This window comes from Mesorhizobium sp. P171375, assembly GCF_057786075.1.
The window spans coordinates 762,613-774,861 of sequence record NZ_JBYNWF010000001.1; the positions used below are offsets into that span (position 1 = coordinate 762,613).

Annotated in this window: 12 protein-coding genes; 5 read left to right on the forward strand and 7 right to left on the reverse strand. The window is 63.6% G+C overall.

Features of this window, described 5'->3' with window-relative positions; translation table 11 throughout:
- Positions 1–28: 28 nt before the first annotated feature.
- Positions 29–634: a 3-isopropylmalate dehydratase small subunit gene (gene leuD, locus ACYHH6_RS03800; protein ID WP_352586412.1), complete on the reverse strand. Its 606-nt coding sequence runs from the start codon at positions 632–634 to the stop codon at positions 29–31.
- A gap of 153 nt (positions 635–787) precedes the next feature.
- On the opposite strand from leuD, the gene ACYHH6_RS03805 reads away from it, so the two are divergent.
- Positions 788–1,213, forward strand: a complete 426-nt coding sequence (locus ACYHH6_RS03805; protein ID WP_352586411.1) for a GNAT family N-acetyltransferase — start codon at positions 788–790, stop codon at positions 1,211–1,213.
- Between the two features lie 419 nt (positions 1,214–1,632).
- Complete coding sequence (locus ACYHH6_RS03810; protein ID WP_352586410.1) at positions 1,633–2,364, forward strand: DUF72 domain-containing protein; 732 nt, start codon at positions 1,633–1,635, stop codon at positions 2,362–2,364.
- A 65-nt stretch (positions 2,365–2,429) separates the two neighbouring features.
- Here the strand turns inward: ACYHH6_RS03810 and ACYHH6_RS03815 are convergent, their stop codons facing one another.
- From ACYHH6_RS03815 to ACYHH6_RS03835, 5 genes are all read right to left on the reverse strand, one after another.
- Positions 2,430–3,371 (reverse strand): IS110 family RNA-guided transposase, encoded by a 942-nt coding sequence (locus tag ACYHH6_RS03815; RefSeq protein WP_352593346.1) that lies wholly within the window; start codon positions 3,369–3,371, stop codon positions 2,430–2,432.
- 294 nt (positions 3,372–3,665) lie between these two features.
- Positions 3,666–4,832 carry an NAD(P)/FAD-dependent oxidoreductase gene (locus ACYHH6_RS03820; RefSeq protein WP_352593349.1) on the reverse strand — a complete coding sequence of 389 codons (1,167 nt, stop codon included), beginning with the start codon at positions 4,830–4,832 and terminating at the stop codon, positions 3,666–3,668.
- Positions 4,833–4,855: 23 nt separating this feature from the next.
- The gene (locus tag ACYHH6_RS03825) at positions 4,856–6,451 is read right to left on the reverse strand and encodes an ATP-binding protein (protein ID WP_352593352.1); all 1,596 of its coding nucleotides are present in this window, start codon (positions 6,449–6,451) and stop codon (positions 4,856–4,858) included.
- Positions 6,439–7,134 carry a response regulator gene (locus ACYHH6_RS03830; RefSeq protein ID WP_352593355.1) on the reverse strand — a complete coding sequence of 232 codons (696 nt, stop codon included), beginning with the start codon at positions 7,132–7,134 and terminating at the stop codon, positions 6,439–6,441. The genes ACYHH6_RS03825 and ACYHH6_RS03830 overlap by 13 nt, the downstream gene beginning before the upstream one ends.
- A gap of 4 nt (positions 7,135–7,138) precedes the next feature.
- Complete coding sequence (locus tag ACYHH6_RS03835) at positions 7,139–8,668, reverse strand: DUF4153 domain-containing protein (protein ID WP_352593358.1); 1,530 nt, start codon at positions 8,666–8,668, stop codon at positions 7,139–7,141.
- Between the two features lie 449 nt (positions 8,669–9,117).
- Between ACYHH6_RS03835 and ACYHH6_RS03840 the strand changes: the two genes are divergently transcribed.
- The 3 genes from ACYHH6_RS03840 (at position 9,118) to ACYHH6_RS03850 (ending at position 11,657) form a co-directional block, all read left to right on the forward strand.
- Positions 9,118–10,281 (forward strand): IS4 family transposase, encoded by a 1,164-nt coding sequence (locus tag ACYHH6_RS03840; RefSeq protein ID WP_352593680.1) that lies wholly within the window; start codon positions 9,118–9,120, stop codon positions 10,279–10,281.
- A 225-nt stretch (positions 10,282–10,506) separates the two neighbouring features.
- Positions 10,507–11,388: an HpcH/HpaI aldolase/citrate lyase family protein gene (locus ACYHH6_RS03845; RefSeq protein ID WP_352583255.1), complete on the forward strand. Its 882-nt coding sequence runs from the start codon at positions 10,507–10,509 to the stop codon at positions 11,386–11,388.
- Positions 11,389–11,450: 62 nt separating this feature from the next.
- The gene (locus ACYHH6_RS03850; protein WP_352583253.1) at positions 11,451–11,657 is read left to right on the forward strand and encodes a DUF1737 domain-containing protein; all 207 of its coding nucleotides are present in this window, start codon (positions 11,451–11,453) and stop codon (positions 11,655–11,657) included.
- Positions 11,658–11,819: 162 nt separating this feature from the next.
- Here the strand turns inward: ACYHH6_RS03850 and ACYHH6_RS03855 are convergent, their stop codons facing one another.
- Positions 11,820–12,242, reverse strand: a complete 423-nt coding sequence (locus ACYHH6_RS03855; RefSeq protein WP_112560156.1) for a metallopeptidase family protein — start codon at positions 12,240–12,242, stop codon at positions 11,820–11,822.
- Between the last annotated feature and the right edge of the window lie 7 nt (positions 12,243–12,249).

A 12,249-nucleotide genomic window follows, 5' to 3' on the forward strand; every position in this document is an offset into this window, starting at 1 on the left:
CTTTGACGGTCGGGTTAAGTCATACTGCTCAGGCCCAGGGGCGCTCGGCGGCGTTCTTCTTCTCGAACGAGGCGATGGCGCCGGCCTTTTCCATGGTCAGGCCGATATCGTCGAGGCCGTTCAGGAGGCAGTGGCGCTTGAAATCGTCGAGGTCGAACGTGACCACGCCGCCGTCCGGACCACGGATTTCCTTGGCTTCGAGGTCGACCGAGACCGTCGCATTGGAACCCCGCGAAGCGTCGTCCATCAGCTTCTCCAGATCCTCCGGACTGACGGTGATCGGCAAGATGCCGTTCTTGAAGCAGTTGTTGTAGAAAATGTCGGCGAACGAGGTCGAGATGACGCAGCGAATGCCGAAATCGAGCAGCGCCCACGGCGCGTGCTCACGGCTCGAACCGCAGCCGAAATTATCGCCGGCGACCAGGATCTGCGCCTTGCGGTAGGCCGGCTTGTTGAGCACGAAATCCGGGTTTTCCGAACCGTCATCCTTGTAGCGCATTTCGGCGAACAGCCCGCTGCCGAGCCCGGTGCGCTTGATCGTCTTGAGATAATCCTTGGGGATGATCATGTCGGTGTCGACATTGACGATCGGCATCGGAGCGGCGACGCCGGTGAGCTTGGTGAATTTGTCCATGGCTTTTGCCCGTATTTCGTTGCGGGAGATTGCTGAGGCACCGTTTACACAAAGCCGGAGGCAAATAAAAGGCAACTGTTTGTGCGTGCCCGGATCGAAGGATCGGCGCGGCACCATCTTCAAAACCGGCCGCTGCTGGTGCACCTTGCGCTCATGACCACACAATCGAAGATAATCTATGCCAGCGAGCCGGAGCTCGACGTCGCTGAGTTCCGTCGCGTGCTGGTCGAATCCACACTCGGCGAAACGCGTCCTGTCGACGACGAAGCCCGCCTGCAGGCGATGCTTTCCGGCGCGAACCTGGTGCTGACCGCGCGCCTCGACATCGAAGGCCGACCACTGATTGGCGTTATCAGGGCCATCACCGACTTTTCCTGGGTCTGCTACATCTCCGAACTTGCCGTGTCCCAATCGGCGCAAGGGCTTGGCATCGGCAAAGGCCTGATGGACGCCGCGCGGCGCGAGCTCGGCCCTTCCGTCGCCATCAGCCTGATCTCGATGCCCGATGCCGTCGGCTTCTACGAGCGCATCGGCATGAAGCGCATGGCCGATGCCTTCTGGTTCTCCCGCAAGCGCTGACCTGACGCCCAGGTGGGGGTAATCCATCGACTAGGGAATAAGATTCAGAAAAGCCAAGTCCACGACCGGCGGGCAGGGTCAGCGCCGCCGGTCGTGCCGTAGACGCATCGGCTGCCGCTTGGGGGGAGCCTCCGATCCGTTTTGGAAGGGTTGTTCCCGCGCACTCTCCAGAGTTGGGTGCCTGCGGCACCAGCCCCCCTTTTGGCGTCGACCTGCCGTTTTGGTGAGCAGGAAACCACAGATCGGCCGCTGTCGAATGCGCTTGGAACTTCCCTCGACTTGGATACTGGCTATAGCGGCACGGGGATCGAGGTTCTTGGGCAATGCGGAACGGTGTTTGGGGCGGGGCGGAACAATGCATTCTGCCGCCCAGTAGCCGCCGCCCTTGACCCGCGCCTCATCGGGTCCACATCCCCGGCATGGAAAATCGCCGATCTCTGATAGGCACCGCCGGCTGGGGAATTCCGTCCCGATACAAGGATGACTTTCCGCAATCCGGTTCGCATCTCGAGCGCTACGCAAAGCGCTTTCCGGTCGTCGAGATCGACACCTCGTTCTACAAGCCGCACCGGCGTAAGACTTATGAGCGCTGGGCAAGCTCGGTGCGCGAGCACTTCCGCTTCGCCGTCAAGACGCCGAAAACCATGACCCATGAGCATCGCCTCGCCGATTGCGAGGCGCTGGCAGAGGACTTTCTCGAGCAGGTCGAAGGTCTCGGCGCGAAGCTGAGCGTGCTTCTGGTGCAGCTACCGCCGAGCCTGCCCTTCGAACCAGAGGTAGCAGGCGGTTTCTTCGCCATGCTTGGCAAACGTACCAAAGCAAGGCTGGCTTGCGAGCCGCGCCATCCCAGCTGGTTCGGCGCCGAGGCGGATGCGCTTCTGGCCGGCGGCCGGATTGCCCGCGTTGCCGCCGATCCGGCCCCGGTCCCTGAGGCGGCGTTGCCGGGGGGCTGGTCCGGCCTCGCCTATTTCCGCTGGCACGGCGCGCCAAGGATCTACTATTCGGATTACGACGCCGAAGCGCTCGACCGGTTTGGCCGTCAGGTGAAAGCGGCGGCAGATGCCGGGGCCGAGGTCTGGGGGGTTTTCGACAACACGGCGAATGGGCATGCGCTGGGCAACGCGATGGTGGTCGATGCGATGATCGCCTAGACGCTTTTTCCTTCCCCCCTTGTGGGAGAAGGTGTCGCCGAAGGCGACGGATGAGCAACCGTGTTTCAGATTGAAGCTGGGCTCCAGGGTTTGTTGTCTCGGACCATGGCGTTGAGGGTTGTGATGAGCTTTCGCATGACGGCGACGATGGCGACCTTTGCCAGCTTGCCGTTTTCACGCAGGCGCCGGCGGAAGGTGGCGAAGACGGGATTATGCACTCCGGCGCTGAGCGCAGCCATGTAGAGGACGTTGCGGACGGACTCTCGGCCGCCCCAGATGGATCGCTTGCCTTTGAGCTTGCCACTGTCGTGGTCATAGGGAGCAAGCCCGACCAAAGCGGCGATCTGCCGATTGGACAAGCGACCCAGTTCGGGTAGCAGCGCAATCAGAGTGGCACTTAAAACCGGGCCGACGCTGGGTGCGGAACGCAGCAGGCGGTCGCGATGTGCCAAGCTGCGGTCGCCCGCGATCGCCTGTGCGATCCGTTTGTCGAGCAGCAGGATATCGGCATGGAGCCGGGTCGCACGCCGCTTGGCCAGGCGCTGGAGAGCCGTATCGCGCACATGCTCAAGCTGGTTGTTGACGCGGCCGAGTTCGGCGTGGAGCTGGCGCCGTGCCGTGACCAGTTCGGTCACCAGCTCAAGGCGAGGGTCGAGATCGGTCGGGTGGACCGGCAGTGTCGCCAGGAAGCGAGCGATCAGACGTGCATCGATGCGATCATTCTTGGCGTTGATGCCGGCTGCCCGTGCGAACTGGCGCAGCCTGTGCGGGTTGATGCGACGCACCGGAAGGCCCTCCCGCCATAGCGCCTTGAGCGCGGCCCGTTCATAGCCGCCGCTCGCCTCGAGACCGATCGTGTCGATCGCGCTACCCGACAGCCGCTCGATCAAGGCCGCATGACCGGCTTCGTCATTGTCGAGCGTGAACAACTCCCCTGTTTCCAGAATGGCTATGTCCAGCCGATCCTTGGCTACATCGATGCCGACATGAAGCGCAATTTGTGTCATCTTCTGATCCCTTCCTTGCTGGTGCGGGGTCGAATCCCTTGCAACCGTTCGGGCTATGGAAGATGCGGCGGAGCTCCTTGCTCATCCACGGGCTTATACCAAGGGGTATACGGGCTTCCGTCGCAGCGGGTGATCCGGTCGTGATCCGGATCACCCGCCAGCCCAATCCTGCATGATTCTAGAGACACAAGGGGTGTTCCAGGGAACACCAACGTCTCACTCCGCTGGAACACCCCTCATCCGTCGCCTGCGGCGACACCTCTCCCACGAGGGGAGAAGGAAGAAGCGTCAGCCTCAAATCACATTCAATTCCCGAAACGCCCTGCCCTCGGCCACCCGTTGATACCCAAACGCCGAGCAATCCACCGTCCGGTAGCCGCCATGGACGATCAGTTCGGCCAGCGCCTTGCCGACCGCCGGCGCCTGCTGCAGGCCGTGGCCGGAAAATCCGTTGGCGAAAATGAAATTGCCGACTTCCGGGTGCGGTCCGATCACCGCGTTCTGGTCGAGCGTGTTGTAGTCGTAATGGCCGGCCCAGGCGCGTGTCGCCTTGATCGCTTCGAAGGCGGGGATGCGCGTCGCCAGCACCGGCCAGATCACCTCTTCGAACAGCGGCCAATCGACATCGAAATCCCTGGGGTCGGCCGGGCCGTCGCCCTCTTCCGGCTCGGCGCCGCCGGTGAGATAGACAGAGCCTTCCGGCCTGACATAGATGCCTGAAGAGTCGACCAGCAGTGGCATGTCGGTATATTTTTCGCGCGCCTCGAACACAAAGACGTTGCGCTTGCGCGGCTCGACGGGCAGCGTGAGCCCGGCAAGAGCGGCGACCTTGCCGGCGTTTGGACCGGTGGCGTTGACGACGATGCCGGCCTCGAGTTTTTCGCCATTGTCGAGCGTCACGCCGGTGACGCGGCCACCCTGCCGCTCGATACCGGTAACATCGGCGGCGATGAAATCGACCTTCTTGTCGCGCAACGCCTTGCGGAACAGCGTCAGCATGGCATGCGCGTCGAACCAGCCCTCGCCGGTGCGGCCGAAGGCGCCGGCGCTGATGCCCTCCGTCGACAGCCAGGAAAAGCGCTTTGCCAGCTGGTCGGCGTCCTCGAGCAGAATATCGGCGCCCTCGGCGATCTGCGCCTCGTGATTGGCCTTCAGGATCGGCAGCCCGGCCTCGCCGGCCAGGATCAGATAGCCGCCCTCGCGAAAGCCGATATCGGCATCAGTGCCGAAGGTCTCCTTCAGCCGCCGGAACAGTTTTAGCGTGAACTGCGACAGCCGGATGTTCTCCGGGATCGAGAATTGCTGGCGGATCGAGGCCATGGACAGCGTCGTCGCCGCATGGGCGAATTGCGGATCGCGCTCGATCAGCGCGATCGAGCCGGAAAAGCCTTCCTCGCGCAGATAGTAGGCGACAGAGGAGCCGACGATGGCCCCGCCGATGATGACGATGTCGTAGCGCACTCTTGTTCTCCAATCCGCTGGCCTTACGTGGCCGGCAAGGAAATCTCGAAGCGCGTGCCGCGCCCGGAGTCAACCAGCGCGATCGTGCCATCATGCGCTTTCAGGAGGGCCAGCACGATGCCGAGGCCCATGCCGGTGCCGCCGGATTCGCGCCGTGTGGTGAAGAACGGTTCGAAGATGCGTGCCCGGTTGCTCGGCGAAATGCCGCCGCCGTCGTCGCTGACCGCAATGGTCACCTTGCCCTCCGCGCCGGCTGCCGCCAACAAGACCTGCGTGGCGCCATGCCTGGCCGAATTGTCGATCAGATTGGCAAGGACGATCGCCGCATTCTCGGCCGAGATGCGCAGACCTATCGCGCCACCCGCCTCGACGTTGACCGCCAGCCTGCCATCCACCGGCAGCAGCGCCAGCGCTGCATCGAGCGATGTGCTTTCGCCGCTCGGCGCCAGGTTTTCGGCGCGCGCCAGGTCGAGCAGGCGGCGAACCAACAGGTTGAGCCGGCCGGCATCGGTGACGATGTTGCCGGAAAACCGCTTGCGCTCGGCGGCGTCCATCGCACCGCCGGAATCGCGCAACAGCTCGGCCGCGCCCTGGATCGCCGTCAGCGGCGATTTGAGCTCGTGCGAGACATGAGTGGCAAAGGTCTGGATGCTGTCGGAGCGCGCCTGCAGCTTTTCAGCCATGTCGAGGAAGGCGGCGGACAGTTCGGCCATTTCGCGCGTGCCGTGGTGGTCGAGCGGCCGGATCGCGTCGCGGTCGCCGGCGGCGATGCGCCTGGTGCGCTCCATCAGCGCATAGATCGGCCGGCTGACGGTGCGCAGGAAGACCAGCGCGATCAGCAGCGTGCCGCAAAGCATGGCGATGGCCGCCAGCGTCACCTTGCCGCGCTCGCCATAGAGGTGTTTGACGATGTTGTTCGGCGTCCGCGACAGATAGATCACGCCGGCGACCCGCCCGTCGACCGCAACCGGCATGGCGACGAAGACGCGGACTTTGGTGCTGCGGCTGACCGAATAGAGCGGCGGCGGTGGCTGATCAGGAATTCTTTGTCTCAACGCGCTGGCGTAGTGGCCGGATAATGCTGTCCGCACCTCCTCGACACCGCCGAGCGACAGGCCGACCTCATCGCGCCCGGCAATGACGACGCCCTTGGGATCGAGCAGCCGGAAGCCGGCCAGCGTGGTCTTTTGCGTCGTGTCGAGAATGCCCGACAGCCGCGCGCCGATCGCCGCGAAGGCCGGATCGGTGGTGGCCACGATGCCGGCGGGCCGTGTCGGCAGCAGATAATCGGAGGCGAGATCCAGGCTCGGCTCGATCGGCTGGTAAGGCGAATCGTCGCCGCGGCTGGCATCGTCGTTCTCAGCCTCAACCGGCCCGCCAAGCTTGTCCAGGGAAATGCCGGCGTCGCGGACATCCTGCGCATAGATGGCGGCGATGACGGCGCCCTGCGCGATCAACTCGCCCTCGGTCTGGCGGATCAGCTGGTTTTCATAGAGGCGAAAGAAGAACAGGCCGACCAGAGGCAGCGCCAGCACCATGATGAGGATGGCGAGAACCACCGTGGCCAGCCTTGGCCGCCATTTGGTGCCGATCCATTTGCGGTCGCTCAGGCGCCGCATCGGCCAAGCCGGAAGCCGACCCCATGCACGGTTTCGATGGCGTCGTGGCAGCCCGCCGCCGCCAGCTTGGCGCGGATGTTGCGGATATGGCTGTCGACGGTGCGGTCGGCGACATGGATGTTGGCGGCATAGGCGCTGGCCACCACCAGGTCGCGGCCCAGCACATGCGCCGGCCGTGCCAGAAACCCTTTCAGGATCGAGAATTCGATCGCCGTCAGCGCCAGCGCCTTGCCGTCGAAACTGGCGCCGTGGCTGGCCGGCGTCAGGCTGAGCTTGCCATGCGCGAAAGCCCTGTCGTCGGTCGGGTCAGGCGCCACTGGGCGGGCGCGACGCAAAATGACGTTGACGCGCGCCACAAGTTCGCGCGGGCTGAACGGCTTGGTGACATAGTCGTCGCCGCCCATTTCGAGCCCGAGGATGCGGTCGATCTCTTCGTCGCGCGCCGACAGGAACAGCACCGGCACATCGGAGCGTTGCCTGAGCCGCCGGCAGACCTCCAGCCCGTCCATCTCCGGCATGCCGATGTCGAGCACGACGAGGTCGGGCTCGCGGCGTTCGATGGCCTGCAAGGCGGCCGCGCCGTCAGACACACCTTGAGTCTTCATCCCTGCCTTTTCCAGCGCAAAGCAGATGATCTCGCGGATGTGCGGATCGTCGTCGGCGACCAGGATCTGATGCGGCATGGGTCTAGCGGTCCGGCGTGGATGGCATGGCAGGCGGTTGCTGTGCCGGAGGAAGCACGAGCGGGCCTCTCTTGTCGAGAATTTTGGCCAACCGCCAGCCGCGAAAGCTCCAGGCTCGCCACTGCTTCTGTTCGGCGATAGTGTCGTCGATCATCACCTGGTCGGCCAGATAGGTGATTTGGTTCCCGAATTTATGCATGTAGAAGCGATCCAGCGCCGGCATGGCAACAGCGCCGAACGAGCGCAGATACTGCGCATCGAGCGGGGTGCCGGAACCGGACATTTCAAGCGAGTGGTCGACATTGAAGTTGGCGATCGTTGCTGCAAAGTTGACGAAACAGCAGGCATAAAGCGTCGCCGATAACGTCAGAAGATTGGCCGAGAACAGCCATTCGTTGGATTTCCTGAGCGCGATGCGGGCGATGATCAGGGCCAGCCCTGCCGCCACCAGCCCCATCCAGACAAAAGCGGCGATGCGCCAGTAGGTCAGCGCATAGATGCCAATATAGAGGTCGAGCCGCAGGATCGACGAGATCACCAGCACGATGTTCTGCGCCACCCAGGCATAGACCAGCCGGCGGATCAGCGGATCGCCTGAGGTTTCGCTGCCCGGCCGCAGCGCCGCCAGCACGAAGCCGGCGGCCAGCAGCGCGGTGACGATCAGCGGATAGGCGCCGCGATGCGCATAGGCGGCGTAGCTCAAGCCGTCGGGCAGGGCGACCCCGCCCCAGAGATAGGCACCGTCGAGCCCGGTCTGCAGCGCAAACAAGGCGTTGAAGACGATCAAAGCGCGCAAGATGGCGCCCTTGCCGAAGACGATGTCCTCGACCACATGCCGCTCCGCTTTGGTTGCCGGCTGGGCGCCGGCAAGGTTCTGTCTCGGCCGTGGGATAAGGCGCGGGAAGCGCGGCAGGCGCGGCCGCAGCAGGGCCCAGACACAAGCGAGCACAAACAGCCAGAAGGCAATCCGCGCCAGCTGGATGAGATCGAGGAGCTTCATCAGGTCGATCAGCGACAGCCAGTAGTCGATGACAGGATTGGCGGCGCCGAACAGCGTCAGGAAAACGGCGCCCAGCGTCAGCGGCATGACCCAGACCGCGATGGACGCAAACCGGATCCGGCGGCGGCCAAAGCGACGCGCCGTCTTGCGCCAGCGGATGAAATCGCTGACGAACCGCAATGGCACCGCCAGGAGAAACAATGCGATCTGGCCGACAATGCGCGCAACGCTGCGCCGCAGCCGCCCGGCCAGCGACAGCGCAAACACCACCATGGCCACGAGCGCGACCGAGACCGACAGCGCGCTGACATTTTCGGCCAGCGGCAGCAGCGCGACGAACAGGGCGGCCGGCCTGAGCCAGGGAATGGGGGAATTGAGGGCAGCGGGATGCACGGCGACGACCGCGCCGGCCGTCACGATGGCGAACAAAAGAACGGTGATGCCGGCCGGCTGGCCATAAAAGAAAAAATCCGCCAGCGCGACGAGCAGGACGGCGATGCCGAAGCGGCTGCAAAAGCTGACGAATGATGTCATGCGAGGACTTTCCTGATGGGCTGGATCTGGCCGGCGGGCGGGCGGATAAAAGGGAGCAGGCTTGCCTCCGTGCGAGGGCGGGCCTCCGGCCGGGGCGGATCGACCAGCCACCAGCTTTCGCTGCGCAGCCGGCAGGGCAGGGACCAACGGTGGGTGCTTCGCTGTTGCATGCCGCTGTTGTCGCGGGCTCGCATGAAGACGGCAGGGCGGATACGAGGAGGATTTCCGCAATCGTGTGCAGTTTTCGTGCAGGGCGGAATGGGCGCTTCGAGCTTTGTTTTCAGGCGTTTGCGCTGCCCCTCATCTGCCTGCCGGCATCTTCTCCCCGTTGAACGCAGGGCTGTCCGGGGAAAGTTTTGAGTGAATCGAAATGCCGCATGTGCATGCCCCGTAAAACGGGGTTTGTCCGTCTTCTCTCTGGTTGTCGAGACTCAGAAAAGGAACGGGGCATGCGCTTTGCACCTAGCATCTTCGGGCAGCTTCTTGAAGCCATGGATCGCCGTCAATTCCAAGCCATTGTGGATCGTCACGACGGCGATGCCTACGACAAATCGTTCAGGAGTTGGGATCATCTGGTGGCGTTGATCTATGCCCAGTTCTGCGGCAGCGACAGCCTGCGTGGCCTGGAAGCCGGTTGGAACGCCAACAGCCAGCATCATTACCACCTGGGCAGCGGTCCGCTGATGCGTTCGACCTTGTCGGACGCCAACGCACGGCGCCCGGTCGCCATTTTTGCCGAGGCCTTCAGCCTGGTGGCGGGTCTGCTCGACCGGCAGACGCGGCAAGAGGGTAAAGAAATGCTGCGGCTGATCGACTCGACCCCCATTCCACTGGGCAAGCTGTGCGAGTGGGCCAAGTCGAACGGACGCATCCGCGGCATGAAAGTCCATGTCGTCTATGACCCGAAGGCCGACCATCCGCGCGTCCTCGACATCACCGACGCCAACGTCAACGACGCCCAGATCGGCCGCCGGATCACCATCGAGCCCGCGGCGACCTATGTGTTCGACAAGGGCTATTGCCACTATGGCTGGTGGACGGCGATCGCCGAGGCCGGGTCGGTCTTCGTAACGCGGCCCAAGACCAACATGGGGCTGGCGCAGCTGTGCAACCGCCCCGTGGCCGAGCCGCAGGGCGACGGCTTCCTGATCCTGGAAGACAGTGAGGTGAACCTGGTCAGCAAGGGCGCTTGCAAGCTGCCGATACGCCTGCGGCGCCTGCGCATCCAGCGCCAGGAAGGCGACACCATCATGCTTTTGACCAACGACATGGCGCGCTCCGCAGTCGAGATCGGGCAGCTCTACAAAGGCCGCTGGCAAATCGAGCTTCTGTTCCGCTGGATCAAGCAGCACCTCAAGATCGGCAAGTTCCTGGGCAACAACGGCAATGCAATCCGCCTGCAGCTCTTCGCGGCAATGATCGCCTATGCACTGCTGCGCATCGTCGCGCGCACCCGAGGTGTCGCCATTCCAATCCTGCGGTTCACAGAGCTGGTCGCCCAATACTTGTTCGGGCGGCGAAAAATAAACGCCATCGACAAGCCGCCGCCGGTCAATCCGAGCCGACCAAGAGACCGATCCTCCCTCAATCAGATGGCCTTCATATATGAATAACTTTCCCCGGACAGTCCTGCGTTGAACGGGGAGAAGGGGGCTGGCCGCAAGGGCTGCGCTCGTGTTGCAAGGCTGGCGATTGGCGAAATCGCCGATGACAGCGTCCCTCGCCCCGTTTACGGGGAGAGGATGCCGGCAGGCAGGTGAGGGGCAGCGCCAGCTTCGGCGATTGGCCGATTGCTCAGCACACTTGCCTCGGCCTATTGCAGGCGGCATAGATCGGCCATGACAAGCGAACCCTACCGCCCGCGCCGCTCTGTACTCTACGTTCCGGCCTCCAACGACAAGGCGCTGGCCAAGATCGCGACGCTTGCCTGCGATGCCGTGATCATCGACCTCGAAGACGCCGTCGCTCCCGCCGACAAGGTCGCGGCGCGCGAAAAGCTGGCCGGCATTTTCGCCAGCCGGCCGAAGCGGCGCTGCGAGATGATCGTGCGCGTCAACGCGTTGTCCAGCGAATGGGGCACCGATGACCTGCTGGCCGCGGCAAAATTCGAACCCGACGGCATCCTGTTGTCCAAGGTCGCAACGCCGCGCGACATCCTCGAAGTCGGCGATGTGCTCGACGACAATTTTGCCTCCGACAGTGTCAAACTCTGGGCAATGATCGAGACGCCCAAGGCCATGCTCAACATCGGCGCCATTGCTGAACTCGGCCGCGACCCGGCCTCGCGTCTCAATTGTTTCGTTGCCGGAACGAACGATCTGGTCAAGGAGACCGGCATTCTGGCGACAGCGGACCGGCGCTACCTCGTGCCCTGGCTGATGCAGATGGTGCTGGCCGCGCGCGCCGGCGGCATCGACATGCTCGACGGCGTCTCCAACGATTTTCGCGATCCTGATGCTTTTGCGCGCGAATGCACGGAGGCCGCCGCCATGGGCTTCGACGGCAAGACGCTGATCCATCCGGCCCAGATCGACGCCGCCAACCGCGCCTTTGCATCCGCGCCCGAAGCGCTGGCCGAGGCGCGCGCGGTGAAAGATGCTTTCGCCTTGCCGGAAAACACGGGCAAGGGCGTGATTGCGCTGAACGGCAGGATGGTCGAGCGGCTGCATCTGGCACAGGCCGAAAAACTGCTGGCGAAGGCCGCCGCCATCGGCGCATGATTGCCTAAGCCGGCTTTGAAAAGATCACGCCTCGACAAGACACTCACGACAGGACCTGACCCATGAGACTTTACCGCTTTTTATCTGCCCCCGACGATTCCACCTTTTGCCACAAGGTGACCGCGGCGCTGAACAGGGGCTGGCACCTGTACGGCTCACCGACCTACGCCTACGACAAGAAGACCAAATCGATGCGCTGCGGCCAGTCGGTGGTGAAGGATATCGACGGCCAGGAATACGGGCCGGATACCAAGCTGAGCGATTGGTAGGCTTTGCAAGCACCGACGCAGGCTGTGTCGAGATTCAGGTCAGGCCGAGCCGAGAATGGCTGATACCGAGAACCGGAGCGGAGCGTACTTTTGGTACGTGAGCACCGGAAGCGCAGGAAGCTGCCGTTCGCAGGCCGGCCTCACCTGAATATCGGCACAGCCTTACTCAGCCGCCTCTTCGATCTTTTCCATATCATCGTCCGACAGGCCGAAATGGTGGCCGATCTCGTGGATCAGCACGTGGGTGACGATGTCGCCCAGCGTCTCTTCGTTCTCGGCCCAGTAGTCGAGGATGGCGCGGCGGTACAGCGTGATGCGGTTGGGGCCTTCGCCGGTCTGCGGGTTCCAGCGCTCGGCGATGCCGCGGCCCTCGAACAGGCCGAGCAGGTCGAACGGCGTCTCCAGCGACAGATCGTCCATGATCTCGTCGGTCGGGAACTCGGCGATCACGATGACGATCTCGCCGGTCAGCTTGCGAAAATCGTCCGGCAGATGCGCGTACGCCTCCAGCGCCAGAAACTCCATCTCCTCGATCGAAGGCGAGAGTTCGTCGTGCCAGGTGCGGGTCTTGTAGATGCGGGCCATGCTGTGT